The following is a 17,277-nucleotide window of genomic DNA, read 5'->3' as shown; positions in this document are numbered from 1 at the left end:
ATGGAATCCGCGACGGCGGGCGCCGCCCGGGTGCCGGCGCCGGGTGCCGACGGGATGACGCGGGGCCGTCCGGGGCACCCGGCCCGGACGCTCCACGGCCTGGTCGCCGAGCAGGTGGCGCGCACCCCGGACGCCGTCGCCGTCGAGGACGGGACCGGGAGCCTGACCTACCGCCGGCTGTGGGCGGACAGCGAGCGGCTCGCCGCCTGCCTGGTGGACCTGGGCACCGCGCCCGGTGATGTCGTCGCCGTGGTGATGCCGCGCGGGACCCGGGTGATCACCGCTCTGCTGGCCGTCCTGCGCGCCGGCGCGGCGTATCTCGCGCTCGACCGGGACCAGCCGGCCGCCCGCACCCGGGGGATGCTGGAGGACGCCCGGGCGAAGCTCGTCGTGGTGGAGGACGGCGACGACCTGCCCGCCGTTCCGGCGGGCAGCCGGGTCGTACCGTTCACCGCACTGGACCGGGCCGCGCCCGGCCCCCTCACCCTTCCCGACGTAACGGAACAGGAGGCGGCCTACGCCGTCTTCACCTCCGGCTCGACCGGACGCCCCAAGGGGGTGCTCAACGAGCACGGCGCCATCGCCGGCAAGATCAGGTGGCTGGCGGACCGGCTGCCCCTGGCCACCGGCGATGTCGCCCTGCACAAGACCGCCTACACGTTCGACTACTCGGTGTGCGAGGTCTTCTGGACCCTGGCGTGCGGTGCCCGGCTGCGCGTCGCGCCGCCGGGAGCACAGGCGGACCCCGTGAGGCTGGTACAGGAGATGCGCCGTTCCGGGGTGACGGTGGCCCAGTTCGTGCCCTCCATGCTGTCGGTTCTCATGGAGGAACCGGGCTTCCGTGCGCTGGACCGGCTGCGCGTCCTCGTCGTCGGCGGCGAGGCGCTCCCCGAGGAACTCCTCGCCGGCCTGCGGACGTGGTCGGCGGCGCGGGTGGTGAACCTCTACGGCCCCGCGGAGTGCTCGGTCTTCGCCACCTGCTGGATCCACGAGCCCGGTGACGAAGCCGGCGCCGTCAGCATCGGCACGCCCGTCGCCGGCACCCGGATCGACATCCGGGACGAGGCGGGACGCCCGGTCGGGGCCGGGCGGAGCGGCGAACTGTGGATCGGCGGCCCCGGCGTCGGCCGTGGCTACCTGGGCCGGCCCGAACTGACCCGGCAGGCCTTCCTCCCCGACCCCGCACGGCCGGGCGCCCGCTGGTACCGGACGGGTGATCTGGTGCGGCGCGGCCCCGACGGCGCACTGGAGTACCACGGGCGCCTCGACGACCAGGTCAAGGTGCGCGGCCAGCGGATCGAACCGGCGGAGGTACGGCAGCAACTCCTGGAGGCGCTGGACGTGCGGCAGGCCGCCGTGCTGCCGGTGCGGGACGCGGCGGGCGGGGTGCGGCTGGCCGCCTTCCTGGTCGACCCGGCGGGCGAACTGCCCGGCGTACGGGAGATCCGCGCGCGGCTCGACGAGCGTCTCACCCCCGGCATGATGCCGTCGTGGATCAAGGTGGTCGGACAGCTTCCGATCGCGTCCTCGGGCAAGCTCGACCGGTCGGCCCTGCTGGCGCTCCTGGAGACACGCGAGCCGCCCGCCCCGCACCCGCCGGCCGGTGACCGGGTCGAGGAGTTCGTGCTGCGGCTGTGGCGGGAGCTGCTGGCGGACGACGGAGCCGGGCCCGACGACGACTTCTTCGCCGGCGGGGGTGACTCCCTGATCGCGGCGCGGATGCTGGTGCGGATCAGGGACGAACTGGGGGTGGAGGTCCGGATCGGGGATCTGCTGTCCGAGCCCACGGTCCACGGCATGAGCGAACGCATCCGAACCGCACCCGGGCTTCGGCACCCGGCGGACGGTACAGGGCTCCCGGCGGACGGCCGGGGGCACCTGGCGGACGGTCCGGGGCACCCGGCGGACGGTCCAGGGCATTCGGCGGACGGGTCTCGGCGTCCCGCGGGCGGTTCAGGGCACGTGGCGGACGGTCCACGTCCACGGCATTCGGCGGACGAGCCGGGGCACCCGGCGGACGGGCCTCGGCACCTGGCGGACGAGCCGGGGCACCCGGCGGGCGGCCCGGGGCACACGGTGGACGAGCCGGGGCACTTGACGGACGGTCCACGGCTCCCGGCGGACGGTCCACGGCTCGCGGCAGGCGGCCCAGGGCAGCCGGCGGACGAGCCAGGGCATTCGGCGGACGGGTCTCGGCGTCCCGCGGGCGGTTCAGGGCACGTGGCGGACGGTCCACGTCCACGGCATTCGGCGGACGAGCCGGGGCACCCGGCGGACGGTACAGGGCTCCCGGCCGAAGGCCCACGCCTCCCGGCCGAAGGCCCACGCCTCCCGGCCGAAGGCCCACGCCTCCCGGCGGGCGGGACGGCTCCGCTGTCGGTGGCCCAGCGCCGGCTGTGGCTGTCCGAACAGGTGGCACCGGGGCAGGTCGACTACAACGTCGTCGACGTGTGGACCCTGTCCGGCCCGCTCGACACCGCCGCCCTCGAAGCCGCCGTACACGATGTGATGGCCCGGCATGACGCCCTGCGCATCACCGTCCACGACACGGACAGCGGCCCCGTCCAGCGGGTGCACCCGCTACCCCTGTCCCAACTGGAGGTCCTGCCCGGCCCCTTGGGCGCCGACGCCGCCCGGGAAGCGGTGCGGCGGGTGGCATGCACCGCCTTCCGCATCGGCTCCGGACCGCTCGTCCGCTGTGTCCTGGTGCCACGGGGAGCGGAGCACCACCAACTGGTCTTCGCGGCCCACCACATGGTCATGGACGGCTGGTCGGCGGAGATCTTCTGGGCCGACCTGTCGCGCTGCTACGCGGCCCGCAGGAACGGTGAAGGTCCCGGTCCGCGCCCCGCCGCCCTGTCCTTCGCCGAGCACAGCAGACGCTCCGCCGCCCGGCCGGCGCCACCGGAGCAGCGCGCCTACTGGAAGCGCACGCTGGAGGACCTCCCCGCACCGTTGCGCCTGCCGATGGGGCCCCCGTCCGCGACGCCCAGGATCGAACGGAGCACGCGCACCCTCGAAGCGGACACGGCGGCACGGATCGACCGGCTGGCCAGGCGCGTCCGCGCGACTCCCGTCGCGGTGCTGCTCGGCTGCTTCGCCACCCTGCTCGGCAGGTGGTCGGGTACGGCCGACCTGGTGCTCGGCGCGCCGCTCAGCGGTCGCACGGAGGCCGACGTGCACGACACCGTGGGGTTCTTCAACGCCACCGTCCCGCTGCGGCTGGCCGTCCCGGACGGCGCCTCGCCGGACGAGCGGGTGCGGCGCGCCCACCGGACGCTCGTGGACGCCCAGATGAACCAGGACGTGGCGTTCGACGACATCGTCGCGCTGAGCGGCGCCTCCGGACACGGGCGGGGGCCGCTGTTCTCCGTGTGGTTCAACGCGCTGAGCTACCCGCGGCGCGGGCTTCGCCTGGACGGCGTGCACACCGCACGCGAGGTGGCGCCGCTGCCCGGCCTGCCGTTCGACCTGTCGTTGTACATCGCTTCCCGGGACGGGGAGATCGACCTGGACCTGGCGTTCGACGCCACGCGTCTCGCGCCGCCGTGGGCCGGGGAACTGCTGGACCAGCTGGTGGAGACCGTGACGGACTGGGTGCGCCGGCCTCAGCCCGGTCCGTCCCGCCCGGCGCCCCGGGAGATGCCCCGCCCGGCGCCCCGGGAGATACCGGGGCCCGCCGAACCGCCGCCGGTACGGGCCCACGGCTCCCAGCTGCTGGAGCGGGTCCTCGGCCACCGGCGGGAGTCGGCCGCGGTCGTCGACGAGCAGGGAACGTGCACCTACGGGGAGCTCACCGAACGCGTCGAGGCACTGGCGGCCGAGCTCACCCGGGAAGGGCTGACCCCTGGGCAGCTGGTGGAGATCCGGGACGCCCACGGCCGGGACCTGCCGGCCGCGATCCTGGCGGTCTGGCGGGCGGGCGGCATCTGTATGCCGACCGACCCGCAGGCACCGGCGGCCTGGCAGGACGGCCTCAGCGCGGCGGCCCGGCCCCACTGGCTCGTACGGTGCGAGGAGCGGGGGCCGAGCGTACGGGCCGTCGACCCGGGCGCCCCGTTGCCGCAGGAGCGCGTCGGTGCACCGGCACCCACCCGTGGTGTTCCCTGGTACGTGCTGCCGACCTCCGGATCCACCGGCCGGCCCCGCCTGGTCCTCGGCACCGACACCCCCCTGGTCGCCTTCCTCGACTGGTGGTCGGCACGGTTCGGCATCACCGCGCGGGACCGGTTCTCCGTCCTGTCGGGACGGTCGCACGACCCTCTGCTGCGGGATCTCCTCCTCCCGCTGTGGAACGGAGGCACCGCCGTCGTCCCGGGGTCGCGGACTCGGCTCGACGGGACGCGGCTGGTGCACTGGATGGCCCGTCACGAGATCACGGTCGTGCACCTGACTCCGCCGGTCGGTGCGCTCATCGCGGGGGCGGCCGAGGCCGCGCGGACCCCGCTGACATCCGTACGCCTGGCGTGCTTCGGCGGTGACGTGCTGACGCCGGCCGTCGCCGGCGCCTGGCACCGTGCCGCTCCCCGATCCAGGACGGTGGTCGTGTACGGCACGACCGAGACCCCCCAGGCGGCGAGCCTGCACGAACACGGTCCGCTCGACGGTGGCGAGGGCTGCCTGGGGGCAGGGGCGGTCGAGGCGCAGCTGCTCGTGGTCGACCCGGAGGGCAGTCCTGTGCCGGTCGGCCACCTGGGTGAGATCGCCGTTCGCAGCCCCCTGCTCACCCTCGGGTACCTGGACGAGCCGGCGGCCACGATGCGGTCGTACGGGCCCGATCCGGGGGGCGACCCCGCACGCGGACTGTTCAGAACGGGGGACGTCGGCCGGCTTCGCTGGGACGGGACCGTGTCGTTCGTGGCGCGCAGCGAATCCCTCGTGAAGGTACGCGGAAACCGGGTGTCGCCGACGCAGCTCGCCGGCGAGGTGCGCGCCCTGCCGGGTGTCGCCCAGGCCGTCGTCAGGCCCGACGACTCCTCCGGTACGACTCGACTGGTCGCCCATGTGATGCCGGAGCCGGGTGCCTCGCTCTCAGGCGACGACGTCATGGCGGCCCTGGCGCAGCGTCTCCCGGCCGGTCACCTGCCGGAGGACATACGCATCGTCGGGGAGTTCCGCCTCACCCACCACGGCAAGCTCGACCCGAGCGGGTTCGACCTTCCCGGCGCGCAGTCGTCCCCCGCACCACCCGCGGCACCCGCGGGGCACGGCCGCGGCCGGAGCGAGCTGGAACACGACCTGCGCCGGTTGTGGGGACGGGCGCTCGACAGACCCGTGTGGGACCTCGACGACAACTTCTTCGACCTGGGCGGGAGTTCACTGACCGCGGTGCGCCTGCAGGCACTCATCCGCACCGAACTGGGCATCGAGGTCTCTCCGCTTCTCGTCTTCGAGCATTCGACCGTGCGGCGGCAGGCCGAGGCACTGGAACGGCAGGGCGACCGGTCCGACGCGGGCGCGGCCGGTGCCCCCGCCGGGGCCGGCGGTGACGCCCGATCCCGGCGCAAGGCCGCCCGGGCCGGGATCGACGCCCTGTCCCCACGCTTCTGACCGGTCTTCGAGTCCTTCGAGTCCTTCGAGAGGAATCCCACCCATGGACACTCCGCAGGCAGCCCACGACCGTGACATCGCGTGGCGCATCGGACGACAGGTCCGGTCGCTCCTGGCGGTGCCGGACGCACTGACGGACGACGAACTCGCCTGGGCCGACCTCTTCGACCACGGCCTGACGTCGAAGGAGGCTCTCGTCCTCGTCGCCTGGCTCAAGGACGAGTTCGGGGTGAACGTCCAGCCCCGAGTGGTGTGGGGCGATCCCTATGTGGCGGCCCTGACCGAGTTGGTCGCCTCGGGCGGCAACGGCCGATGAGCGGTCCGGTCGGCCGCGGGACAGGTGTGCCCGGCACGCCCTGGCTGCGCGTCCCCGATCACGCGGAAGGCCGTATCCGCCTCTTCTGCTTCCCGTTCGCCGGAGGCGGCGCGGCGGCGTACCGGCCCTGGGTCCCCCTGCTGGCGGACGTGGCGCAGGTGCTGCCGCTGCACCTGCCCGGCCGGGAGGCGCGACGGCGGGAGGCGCTGGTCCGCGACATCGAGGTGATGGCCCGTGCGGTGGCCGACGCCCTGGCACCGTGGTGCCGGGAGCCGTACGCCTTCTACGGGCACAGCATGGGCGCGCTTCTGGCCCACCGCACGGTCGCCGTGCTGCAACGGCGAGGGCTGCCGCTGCCGGCGCTCCTGTTCGCGGCTGCCCGCCGGCCGCCGCACATGCCGCCCGACCTTCCGCTGGTGCATCCGCTGGACAGGCGGGAACTGGCGGCGAAAATGCGGAGCCTGGGCGCCACCCCGGAGCGGATCCTGGAAGACGAAACCCTGCTCGACGTCTTCCTGCCCGTCCTGCAGGCGGACTTCGAGATGGGGGAGACGGCCCCGCTGTGGAGGACCGACGCTCCGCTTGCCGTGCCGATCGTCGCGATGGGAGGGCAGCGCGACGCAGTCCGGCGCGCGGAGCTGTCGGCCTGGCGGCTTCACACGTCGAAGTCCTTCGCCTGCCGCATGTTCGCCGGGGGCCACTTCTTCCACCTGGAACACCCGGAGGCCGTCGCGGCGGGTGTGCGGCGGTTCCTGGCACCTGACCCGAGGACTCTTTCGGCCTTGGCACAATCCGTCCATTCCATGGAGGAATAGAGCTCCCGTATCGTGGAATGGGCCTGCGGAACATCACTGACGTCCGGACGATAGCGATTACAGGCAAGGAATCGGAGCTGCGCGGCATGAACGAGGTCATCGCAGGAGGGCGGTTGCAGTTCCGGCTCTTTCGGCGCAGCGCCGGTCAGCTGCAGATTTTCGCCACCATACCGCTCTTCACGGCCATTCTTCTGTCGACGGTCAGATGGGCGGGGAATCCCGGCATGGAATCCTATGCCGCCATAGCGCCGGCGCTCATGGGGGTATGGCTGGTTTCGCTGGACCTGGCAGGATCGGCTATCGACGCGGAGCGCACCAACGGGACCCTCGAACTTTTCCTGTCCGCCCCCGCACGGTTCACCTTCATGATAGGCGGCCGCGTGGCCGTCATATCGTCGCTGTTCTTCCTGATGTTCGCCGAGTCCTGGACGACCGCCCGAGTGGTCTTCGACGCCGACATCTCCGTCTACCATTTCTGGCCGCTCGTCATGACCTTGGCCGCCACCGCACTGGCCACTTTCGGAGTCGCCACCTCGCTGTCCGCGATGTTCGTGGTGGCGAGGTCGGCGCGTGTCTACGCCAACGCTCTCGGGTACCCCTTCTATCTGCTCTCAGGGGTGATGGTGCCCGTTTCCTCGCTCCCGTCCTGGCTGCATCCGGTGAGCAAGGTGATCTACCTGACCTGGGCGGCCGATCTGCTCAGGTCCACCGTGCGCCCGGACCCCGTGGCTGATCTCGGCGGCAGGCTGACCGCACTGCTTCTGCTGGGGGTGTGCGCCTACGCGGTCGGCCTCCTCGTGGTGGAGAGGCTGCTCCGCCGTCTCAAGCAGGAAGGGACCGTGACCCTCTCCTGAACGAAGCTGGCGTACCCGGCGAAGGGACCGTTGTGGTGAAGGCATGGAGGGCTCGCCTTTCCGAGGACATCGACACGGTGCGAGCCAAGGATCCGTCCGTCGCGTCCGCTGTCGAGGCGCTGCTGCACCCCAGCATGCTCGCCCAGTGGCTGTACCGGCCGGCCCATGCCCTCTATCTGTCGAATCACCGGATCGTGGCGCGATTGATCAGCCTGGTCGGACGCTGGCTCACCGGTATCGAGATCCACCCGGGAGCCAGCATCGGCCGCCGGTTCTTCGTGGATCACGGCAGCGGTGTGGTGATCGGGGAGACCGCACGGATCGGTGACGACGTGATGGTCTACCACCAGGTCACGCTGGGCTCGGTGGGCTGGTGGCGGGACACGGCGCGGGGAAGATCGGCGCGCAGGCATCCCGTGGTCGGAAACCACGTGGTGATCGGGGTGGGTGCCAGCGTTCTGGGTCCGGTGCATATCGGCGCGCACACGTTCGTAGGGGCTCACTCGGTGGTGACCACATCGGTCCCCGACGGATCTCGGATACCGGCGTTGTCGCATGTGACGGCGCGCAGCAGGGACGCGTCCCTGGCACAGAACTGACAGAGCGCGGCCCCGTCGGACGGGGCGGTGCATGGGGAGGGCTGGCTCCAGTGAACGACTTCGAGGGCGTACTCGTCTTTTCCAGGAGGGGCGCGGGGGCGGTACGGGCGGTTGTCGAGGTGCTCCGGGAGAAGGGGCAACGGCCCGTTCTGGTTTCCGAGCGTCCGAACGACCCGAACCGCGATCTGTGCGACGCGCATCTGGTGATCGACTGGGACGAGCAGGACCTGAAGCACTTCGTCGCCGCCGTGGAAGCGGCCGGTGTGGTGCCGGCCGGAATCGTCAACGTCGTGGAGTCGCTCATGGCGTGGCAGATCGCCGTGGCGCGTCTCTACGGGCTGCCCGGGGGCGAGAAGGCCAGGGAGACGTTTCTGAGCAAGGCCCGGGTCCGCACGGTGATGCGCGACAACGGCTACTCCGACCTCTGGTTCGCCGGCGGATTCGCCGGTTCCTTCGAGGTGGGTTCGGTACCCCGCTACCCGGTCATCGTCAAGCCGGCCAGGGACACCGGGGGGTCCAGGCTGGTGCGAAAGGCGGACACACCAGAGGAGTTGGGCGCAGCCCTGGACGCCATCGCCGACGCCGCGGGCGACGAGACGGAGCTGGTCATCGAGGAGTACATCGAGGGCGTCGAGTTCTCGGTCGACGGACCGGTCGTCGACGGGGTGTTCCACGGGATCTTCGTCGTCGAGAAGACGCAGCACAACGAGCAGCGCCACCACGACGCGGGACTCCGGCTGCATCCGCCGGTGTCGGCGGGGGTGACGACCGCCGCCCGTGAACTGAGCGGCAAGGTCGGGGCGCTCTGCCGGGACCTGGAGTTCAGCCAGGGCTGGCTGCATGTGGAAGGGCGGGCCGGCGCCGGCGGCGCGGTGGAGCTGGTGGAGATCAACGTCCGCTCCGGAGGCGGCCTCTACCGGGTGGCGACCCGGCACGCATGTCATATCGATCCCGTCGACGTCGTCGTCTCCGTGGCGTTGGGACAGCCGTCGCGCACGCCGCGCGACACGCCGCGGGACTGCCGGCTCGCGCTGATCCCGTTCGACGCCGACCGCGTCGGAGACGTGGTGGACATCACTCCGCTGGAAGAAATGAAAGCACTCCCGGAGGTCCTGGACGGCTATGTTCTCGATTCCTATCGGGTGTACTCCCTGGATTACGAGAACTTCGTCGCCGAGTTCCTCGTGCACGGCGATGACGCGGCCCACCTCCTGGACGCCTGTCGGCGAGTGACGAGTGCCTTCTCGTATCGCATCGCATAAGCAACCCGATCGAAGCCGCGAAGGAAGCCATGACTGCACGCACGGTAGTGATCGTCGATCCCTATTCATCCGGAACGCTTCTCGCGTCGGCGCTGCGGGAGGAAGGATATTCGGTGGTCGCCGTCACGTCGGGTTCATCCATACCCGACCTCTACGTGGACTCGTTCGAGAGTTCCGACTTCGATGCCTGGTTCACGGAATTCACCCCGGAGTTGGTGAAGGAACTGCGCTCCCTCGACCCCGTGGCCGTGCTGCCGGGTGCGGAGATAGGCGTCGAACTGGCTGATCGCCTGGCGGAACAGATCACCCCGGACCTTGCCAACGTCCCCGCGCTGTCCTCCGCGCGGCGGCACAAGGGCGACATGGCCGAGGCGGTCGCGGCAAGCGGTCTGGCGACGATCAGGACGCTGTGCACCGCGACTCCCGAATCGGTGCCGGAATGGATCGCCAGGTCGGGTCTGGAAGGCGCCGACCTCATCCTCAAGCCTGCCAAGTCCGCCGGTACCGACGGCGTCACCATGGCTCCCGGAGGCGCGGGCTGGAGCGAGGCGTTCCACGGCATCATCGGGGCGACGAACTGCCTCGGACTGCGCAACGAGGAGGTGGTCGTCCAGGAGTGTGTGACGGGCACGGAGTACGTCATCGACACCTTCTCCGTCGACGGCCGCCACGACATTCTCGATGTGGCCCGCTACGGAAAGGTGAAGAACGCGGGCAACATAGCGGTGTACGAGAGCCTGGAGTATGTGTCACCCGAGGTTCCCGAATATGCCGCACTCGCGCGGTACACGCGTGATGTCCTGGACGCCCTGGGGATTCGGTTCGGTCCGGCGCACACGGAGGTGATGCTCACCCCGGCGGGCCCGGTACTCATCGAGACGGGTGCCCGGCTCGGTGGTGGCGGAATGCCGATCAGCGCCGAAGCCGCCACCGGGGACAACGGGATCAGGAGGTTGATCGAATACCTCGGCGATGCCCCCTATCTGCACCGCGACTACGCCCTGCGGCGCGCGGTCATGATTGTCTTCCTTCTCATCCGCGCGGCAGGGCGCATCAAAGGCGCTCACCTCTACGAGGAGATCGAGGAGTTGGTGAGCTGCGGCGGCCTCCATGTGGACGTGCGTGACGGGGACGAGGTGCAGCCGAGCTCCGATCTCGTCCGTTCGCTGAATTACGGCTTCGTGTTCCTCTCCCACGAGGACGCGAAGCAGGTGCATGCCGACTACGCGGCGATTCGGGAGATCGAGGACCGTATTACCATCGAGCCCCTGTAGCGGCCGCTTCGTGGCCGCAGGCGTGGTCATGGATGCGGGGGACCTGGTGTTCGGCGGACGGAAGCGGGCGGATCGGCGCGAACAGGGCGGAGCGGAAGGGCAGTCGGCCGAACGCTACGTCGTCGGGGAACTCGACGATCACGACGAGGCGCTGCCCGACGTCCCCACGCCCGCCGAGCCCGGCACCTGGCAGGCGCCCGCCGCACTCGAACAGCACCTGTACGAACTGCTGACCCGCCATGCCGCGGCCGACTGGCAGGACCCGGAAGCCGAGGAGGAGGCCCGGGGCGACCTGCAGCTCGCCTACCTGGAGGCACTCGCCGGTGACCTCGTGTACGTGCCGTTCCGGCGCGAGGAGACCTCCCCCGATCCCGGCAGGCGCACCTTCCACGTCTACGACACCCGCGTCGGACGGATCGTCGCCGTCTACACCCGGGGCCTGCTGCCCCGCCCCCACCCGTACCTGGTCTTCGAGGCGTACACCCTGCGCGAGCTGGCCGACGACATGCCCGACGACGTCGCCGGCATCGCCGTCAACAACCAGACGCCCTGCCCCATGCTCATGTCGGCCGACGCGGAGGAGCGCCAGGTCTGGCGCGCGCTCCACAACGAGCACTGGGACGAGGACGGCCGCGCCGAGCGGCTCGTCACCCTGCGCACCGGCGCACCGCCCCGCGGCCCGCTCCTGCACGGCCTGGCCCTCGGCGCCCACATGTGCTTCGTCAACGGCGAGGCCTGGAACAACCCGCACTACCACGGTCTGGGCCTGTCCATGGAGCACGAACGGCTCGCCAAGTGGTGGGACGTCACCGACCGGGCCGCATGGCAGGAGATCCAGCGCCGGCTCCTGGAGCGTGACGTCACCCCCTGGTACTGGGAGTTCGTCCTCGACGCGCGCAACGCGCTCGCTCACCGGCACCCGGCCGGCCGGCCGCAGGCGGTCGACCCCACCGCATGGCGCGAACGCGTCGAGCTGACACTGCGCGAGCGCGCCGCGCACGCCCCGGAGGGGGAGATCGGCCCGGACTGGGAGGAGTTCGTCGCGCACGTCGTGGGCCTGGTCGGCAAGGTGCTGCGCTACGAGGCCAGGTTCCGCGCCGACGGCCTGCTCCCGGCGGACGCCGCGGTGCGTTCGGTCGCCGCCTGGGACCTCGGCCGCGCCTCGATGATGGCCCGCTGGGGCTACGGCGCCCGCTTCGCCACCCGCGCCGAGATGCGGGAGGCCGTCGTCGAGGCGAGTGAGGCCGCCCAGGCCGCCCACACCTCGTGGCACGACTTCTCCGCCGGCTACGCCCTGGGGCGCTGCCTGCACTTCGACGACGAGGAGTTCGGCGGCTGGTACCAGGAGATGCTCGCCGCCCACCGGGCCCTGGCCGGCCACCCGGACAGCCCCTGGAACACCGTCCCCTTCCATGTGTCCAGGGGTACGGGGCTCGGGGGCTAGCGGCACCCCGGCGAGGCCCCGGCCGCGAGATCACATCCCCGTCACCCGTGCCACCGTGAACGGCGTCTCGGGCACCCCCTGTCCCATCGGGCCGCCCTTGTCGAACTGGGAGCGGACGACGAGGAGGCCGTGGTGGTCGCGGGCCAGGGTGGTGGGGACCTGCAGGGCGGGGTCGGTCAGGGTGCGGGTCAGGCGGGCCCTGGTGCCGTCGGGGGAGAGACGCCAGCGGGTGAGGGTGTCGGTCGCGTTGTGCGCCGCCCACAGCGTGCCGTGGGCCAGCTCCAGGCCGTCGCCGTGCTTCAGGTCGCCGCCGTGCAGGGCGACTCGGCGTACGGAGCCGTCGGTCACGCCGACCCGGTACAGGCCGCCCCCCGTCATGTCGACGGCGAACAGCAGGCGCCCGGCGGGGTCGGCGGCGATGCCGTTGAGGGTGTAGTCGTCCGGCGAGTGTGCGGACACGGCCCCGCTCAGGTCGTAGTGCGCGGTCAGCGGCGCGCGGCCGCCGCGGGCGCGGGCCAGGTCGGCCGGGGTGACGCGGTAGATCAACGGGCGCGCGCTGTCGGTGGCGTAGGCCGTGCCGTCCGCGGTGATCACGAGGTCGTTCAGGAAGTGCGGGTCGTCCTGCGGTGCCTCGAAGCGGGTCAGCAGGGAGCGGTCGCGCAGGTCGTAGACGTCGATCCCGGTGGTGTGGTCGATGACCCACAGCCGGCCCGCCCGGTCGGCCTTCAGACCGTTGGCGGTGGTCCGGCCGTCGGCGCCGGCGGGCAGGAAGACCTCGGCCGCGCGGCTGCCGGCGGCGGCGCGGTAGACCGCGCCGTCCGTGAAGGAGCCGACGTACGCGTCGCCCGTGCGGGGGTCGAGGGCGATGCCCTCGGGGTAGGCGCGCTCGTCGGGGAGGGTGAAGGCGGTGGAGATGCGCGGGCCGGTGGCCGCGCTCGCTGTGGGCGCGGCGACGGCCACGGCCGCCGCGGCGGCGCCGGTCAGGAAGGTACGGCGGTGGATCGAACGGGACACGGCGGTGCCTCTCGGTTCGGCTACTCACTCTATGATGACCACGAATCTAGATTAGAACTCTAATCTTCGCGAGCGTATTGATCCCCGCCCAGGCATTAATGTGGCCCGGTGACCTCCATGCCCGCGTCCGAGCGCCTCGGCTCCCACCTCAAGCGGGCCGAGCAGGCCCTCAACGCGACCAAGACGGCGGTCCTGAAGCCGGCGGGCCTGACCGTCGCCCAGTACGCCGCGCTGCTCAACCTCTCCGGCAACCCGGGCATCTCCGCGGCCGCCCTGGCCCGGCTGTGCGGGGTCACCCCGCCGACCATGAACACGGTCCTGAAGAACCTCCAGGACCGCGAGCTGATCGTCCGCAGCCCGCACGAGTGGCACAGGAACGTCCTGGAGACCCGCCTCACGGACGAGGGCCGTGCCGTCCTGGCCACCGCCGACACGTCCGCCGTGCGCGTCGAGCGGGCCCTGGCCGCGGAGTTCACCGACGCGGAGCGGGACGCCCTGACCGGGCTGCTCGCCCGCTGCGTCAGAGTGCTGGAGGAACAGCGCCCGGGAAGCTCATGACGGGCTCCGGCGCCGGATCGGTCACCCAGCCGGCCGCCAGCACCAGCCGTGACTCGCGGTCGACGGCGAGGAAGCCGAAGGGCCGGTCGTAGACGACCCGGACGACCGTGGACTCGCAGCGGTACTGCGGCGGCGCGCTGCCGTACACCTCCGCGGCCGCCGTCGCGGCCGCCGCCCGGAAGCCGAGGGCGCCGAACTGGGCGACGGCCGACTGGCGTGCCTGGCCCACCGTGAGCGGGAAGTCGCTGACGCCGGGGAAGTGGGCGTGCCGCGGGTCGGTCGCCGCCGTGAGCCCGAACAGGCCCGCCAGGCCCAGCAGATCGTGGTCGGCGCGCACCTCGTACACCACCGTCCGCACGTCCAGCGTCAGCGGCGTCGGCTCGACGGCCGGCTGCCGCTCCACGTACAGGCCCGGCCCCACATGTCCGAGCGGCAGCGATCCGCCCGCGGTGAGCGGCAGCGTCCGCTCCACGGCACCCACGCCGGCCGCGAGCACCTGACCCGGCGCCATGCGCTCCTCGCCGAGCACCAGATGGACGTCGATGCCGTTGTCGCCGGGCACCGTGAGCGCGGTGACGAAGCCGTCCGGCGTGCCCGTCACACCCACCCGGTCCGGACGCACGCTCCGCCGGTGCAGCCCGCGCAGCGTACGACCCTGCCAGGGGCCGGAGCCGGGCCGCAGCGGCAGCTCGGCGAACGGCTGCCGCCAGGTCGTGCGCAGCGCGAGGGCACCGGCCAGCACCATCCGCGCGTCCCGGGTCAGCGTCACCGGCATGCGCTCGACCAGCCCGCCGGTCCGCTCGGCCGCCCAGGCGTCCAGTCGCTCCTGCGCGGTCACCAGGTCGTCCCCGAACACCCCGTACGTCCCGGCGGGCAGCCCCGCCCGCCACTCCTCGCGCAGGGCGAGCGCGTGGTGCGCCCACAGGCCGAGCGCCGCGTCCAGACCGGGCACCTCCGCCAGCGCGCCCAGCAACTCCCGTGCGGCGGCGGCCGCCTGGTCCGCCGGCAGGCCGAGGGCCCCGCTCAGCTCCGCCCGCGCCGGGCCCGCGGCGCCGTCGGCCAGGAAGGCCAGCAGGGGCCAGACTCCGGGCGCGGAGAAGACCGTGCCCTCCGGCAGGGCCTGCGCCCAGCGGGCCGTCAGCCCGTTCACCCGACGGACCGTCTCGGCGGTCACCTTGCTCACTGGTCGTCCTTCCACGAGGCCTTGCCCACTCCTCGTCCGGTCATCGCGTACGTGTCCTCGGGCAGCGGCAGCGGATCCGTCCCCCCACCCGCCGCCGGCCTGCGGCTCGCGCCCGTCCCGCACAAGAAGCGCCCCCGTTCGTCCCCGCTCCCCCTGCGCCGGTCCCGCGCCGCGCGCCGCCCGCCCCAGGAGCACGGTACCGGTGTCCGTACCCCCGGCTCCCGGCCCCCACCAGCCGGAAGGGCCGCGTCGGCCGCGCGTGCGGCGTGCTGTGCCGCCTGCCGGGCGTTCCAGGTGTGAGCTCAGCCGGGCGAGCGCATCTATAGGGAGGAAGTGCCTGCGTAAAGCCCTCCCACCCGCCATGTCATCACATCGAGTGATTCTCTGGCCTTTGCTTGCATGGCACAACCCACGGTTGCCACGCTGTTGCTGTCTGTACAACCTGATGGGAGCGGCCAGTGACTTTCGGTGAGCAGCCGGCGTACCTGCGTGTCGCGGGTGATCTCCGCAAGAAGATCGTCGACGGTTCGCTGCCGCCCCACACCCGCCTGCCCTCACAGGCCCGTATCCGCCAGGAGTACGGCGTCTCGGACACGGTCGCGCTGGAGGCCCGCAAGGTACTGATGGCCGAGGGGCTGGTCGAGGGCCGCTCCGGCTCCGGGACGTATGTGCGCGAGCGGCCCGTGCCCCGCCGGCTGGCCCGCTCCGGATACCGGCCGGCCGGCGGCGCCACGCCCTTCCGGCAGGAGCAGGCCGACGCCTCGGTGCGCGGCACCTGGGAGTCGAGCAGCGAGCAGGCCGAGGCCGGGGCCGCCCTCGCCGAGCGGCTCGCGATCCAGGCCGGCGACCGGGTCATGCGCACCAAGTACCTGTTCCGCGAGGCCGGCGAGCCGATGATGCTCTCCACCTCCTGGGAGCCCCTCGCCGTCACCGGCCGCACCCCGGTGATGCTGCCCGAGGAGGGTCCGCTCGGCGGCATGGGCGTCGTCGAGCGCATGCGCGCCATCGACGTCATCGTGGACAACGTCACCGAGGAGGTCGGCGCCCGCCCCGGCCTCGCCGAGGAACTGCACGTCCTCGGCGGTGTCCCCGGCCATGTGGTCGTGGTCGTCCAGCGCACGTACTACGCCTCGGGCCGCCCGGTGGAGACCGCCGACGTGGTGATCCCGGCCGACCGGTACCGGGTGGCGTACCACCTGCCGGTGAAGTGACGGCCGGAGTGCGCGCCCCGTCGAGTGAGGTAGCGCACACCCTCGGCGCCCCCTGGGGTGGATGTCCGGCCGAGCACGCCCGCGGCCTGGGCCGGCCGCCGCTGCAATCCGGCCGTCTTCCCAGGTGACCAGGGGTCACTCGGGTATGCCCGCGACGCACGACGGAGGCGTTCACGACGGCGCGTTCGCCTCCGTGCGCCCCCGGTGTTCTGGCTGGTTGCGTACCTCTTTGTGAAAAGGCGTATTCGCTGCGTGAAGGTTGGGCGTACGCTCGGGCATATGCGGATTGCGGTTTCCTTAGGCGGGGCTCGGCGGGGGCCCGGGACGGGAAGCGGGTGGTGGGCCGGTGCGAGAAGGAACGGCGCGGGTGGTGGGGGCCATGAGTGAGGGGACGGTCTCGCTGCCCTGGATCGTGATACGGCAGGACGACAACGGCAATCGCTACCGCGTGGGCCGGTACGCGACCCGCGCCGAGGCCCAGAAGATCGCCGACAGTCTCGACGACCGGGGCCACGAACAGCTCTACTGGGTCGAGCGCATAGGGCAGAACGGGGACAGCGTCCGTAACTGACCCCGCGGTGCCTCCCGTAGGCTCCGCTCCATGACGCCTGCGACGCCCAGGACCCCCGTGACGGACCGGATCGTGGTGGTCGGAGCCGCCCTGTTCGACGGCGGCCGGCTGCTCGCCGCGCGCCGCAGCGCCCCCGCCGACCTGGCGGGCCGCTGGGAGCTGCCCGGCGGCAAGGTCGAGACGGGCGAGCGGCCCGAGGACGCCCTGGTGCGCGAACTGCGCGAGGAGCTGGGCGTCGACGCCGAACCGGTCGCGCGCGTGCCGGGGGAGTGGCCCCTGAGGTCCCCGTACGTCCTGCGGGTGTGGACCGCCCGTCTGCGCCCCGGCTCCCCCGCGCCGAGGCCCCTCCAGGACCACGACGAACTGCGCTGGCTCACCCCGGACCGGATCTGGGAGGTCGACTGGCTCGACCAGGACGTCCCGGCGGTCCGCGAGGTGGCGGCCGCGACCGGATCCGGGACGTAGTCCTGCAAGGGGTGCGGGGCGGTGAGCAACTGAGGCTCCGCCGAGGGGCGCGAGCGGTCACCGCGGACCCCGCAGTCGGATGAAGCGCGCCCTCGGAGTTCTCGGGCGCGGGGCTCTTTGTGGGGAGCGCCCTCTACGCCGTTCGTGCCACAGTGCGCCCT

14 protein-coding genes are annotated in these 17,277 nt (G+C 72.3%); 12 read left to right on the top strand and 2 right to left on the bottom strand.

The window, feature by feature from the left end; genetic code table 11:
* From IE244_RS42720 to IE244_RS06295, 8 genes are all read left to right on the top strand, one after another.
* On the top strand, nucleotides 1-5,550 hold the full coding sequence (locus IE244_RS42720) for a non-ribosomal peptide synthetase (RefSeq protein WP_191871639.1): 5,550 nt from the start codon (nucleotides 1-3) through the stop codon (nucleotides 5,548-5,550).
* Between the two features lie 43 nt (nucleotides 5,551-5,593).
* On the top strand, nucleotides 5,594-5,866 hold the full coding sequence (locus IE244_RS06325) for an acyl carrier protein (protein WP_191871638.1): 273 nt from the start codon (nucleotides 5,594-5,596) through the stop codon (nucleotides 5,864-5,866).
* A complete protein-coding gene (locus tag IE244_RS06320) occupies nucleotides 5,863-6,681 on the top strand; it encodes a thioesterase II family protein (RefSeq protein ID WP_229853975.1) in 819 nt (272 codons plus the stop codon). The genes IE244_RS06325 and IE244_RS06320 overlap by 4 nt, the downstream gene beginning before the upstream one ends.
* Before the next feature lie 86 nt (nucleotides 6,682-6,767).
* Nucleotides 6,768-7,535, top strand: a complete 768-nt coding sequence (locus IE244_RS06315; RefSeq protein ID WP_191871636.1) for an ABC transporter permease — start codon at nucleotides 6,768-6,770, stop codon at nucleotides 7,533-7,535.
* 32 nt (nucleotides 7,536-7,567) lie between these two features.
* On the top strand, nucleotides 7,568-8,134 hold the full coding sequence (epsC, locus tag IE244_RS06310) for a serine O-acetyltransferase EpsC (RefSeq protein ID WP_229853974.1): 567 nt from the start codon (nucleotides 7,568-7,570) through the stop codon (nucleotides 8,132-8,134).
* A 50-nt stretch (nucleotides 8,135-8,184) separates the two neighbouring features.
* The gene (locus IE244_RS06305) at nucleotides 8,185-9,396 is read left to right on the top strand and encodes an ATP-grasp domain-containing protein (RefSeq protein WP_191871635.1); all 1,212 of its coding nucleotides are present in this window, start codon (nucleotides 8,185-8,187) and stop codon (nucleotides 9,394-9,396) included.
* A 29-nt stretch (nucleotides 9,397-9,425) separates the two neighbouring features.
* Nucleotides 9,426-10,670: an ATP-grasp domain-containing protein gene (locus IE244_RS06300; RefSeq protein WP_191871634.1), complete on the top strand. Its 1,245-nt coding sequence runs from the start codon at nucleotides 9,426-9,428 to the stop codon at nucleotides 10,668-10,670.
* Nucleotides 10,671-10,698: 28 nt separating this feature from the next.
* Nucleotides 10,699-12,114: a DUF1266 domain-containing protein gene (locus IE244_RS06295; RefSeq protein WP_191871633.1), complete on the top strand. Its 1,416-nt coding sequence runs from the start codon at nucleotides 10,699-10,701 to the stop codon at nucleotides 12,112-12,114.
* 30 nt (nucleotides 12,115-12,144) lie between these two features.
* Here IE244_RS06295 and IE244_RS06290 read toward each other — a convergent pair whose 3' ends face one another.
* Complete coding sequence (locus IE244_RS06290; RefSeq protein WP_229853973.1) at nucleotides 12,145-13,128, bottom strand: SMP-30/gluconolactonase/LRE family protein; 984 nt, start codon at nucleotides 13,126-13,128, stop codon at nucleotides 12,145-12,147.
* Nucleotides 13,129-13,245: 117 nt separating this feature from the next.
* Between IE244_RS06290 and IE244_RS06285 the strand changes: the two genes are divergently transcribed.
* On the top strand, nucleotides 13,246-13,686 hold the full coding sequence (locus IE244_RS06285) for a MarR family winged helix-turn-helix transcriptional regulator (protein ID WP_191872100.1): 441 nt from the start codon (nucleotides 13,246-13,248) through the stop codon (nucleotides 13,684-13,686).
* Here IE244_RS06285 and IE244_RS06280 read toward each other — a convergent pair.
* Entirely contained in the window at nucleotides 13,649-14,869 is a 1,221-nt protein-coding gene (locus IE244_RS06280; RefSeq protein ID WP_229853972.1) for a serpin family protein, read from the bottom strand. The genes IE244_RS06285 and IE244_RS06280 overlap by 38 nt on opposite strands.
* A gap of 458 nt (nucleotides 14,870-15,327) precedes the next feature.
* Between IE244_RS06280 and IE244_RS06275 the strand changes: the two genes are divergently transcribed.
* The 3 genes from IE244_RS06275 to IE244_RS06265 all read left to right on the top strand — a co-directional run bounded on the left by IE244_RS06275 (nucleotide 15,328) and on the right by IE244_RS06265 (nucleotide 17,116).
* Complete coding sequence (locus IE244_RS06275) at nucleotides 15,328-16,080, top strand: GntR family transcriptional regulator (RefSeq protein ID WP_191871632.1); 753 nt, start codon at nucleotides 15,328-15,330, stop codon at nucleotides 16,078-16,080.
* 379 nt (nucleotides 16,081-16,459) lie between these two features.
* Nucleotides 16,460-16,651, top strand: coding sequence for an SPOR domain-containing protein (locus IE244_RS06270; protein WP_191871631.1), 192 nt, complete (start codon nucleotides 16,460-16,462; stop codon nucleotides 16,649-16,651).
* A 30-nt stretch (nucleotides 16,652-16,681) separates the two neighbouring features.
* Nucleotides 16,682-17,116, top strand: a complete 435-nt coding sequence (locus tag IE244_RS06265) for a (deoxy)nucleoside triphosphate pyrophosphohydrolase (protein WP_229853971.1) — start codon at nucleotides 16,682-16,684, stop codon at nucleotides 17,114-17,116.
* Nucleotides 17,117-17,277 lie beyond the last annotated feature (161 nt).

This window comes from Streptomyces filipinensis (assembly GCF_014649495.1).
GTDB classification, from domain to species: domain Bacteria; phylum Actinomycetota; class Actinomycetes; order Streptomycetales; family Streptomycetaceae; genus Streptomyces; species Streptomyces filipinensis.
Note: the sequence above shows the minus strand (reverse complement) of the source record. Positions and strands in the feature narration are given on the sequence as shown.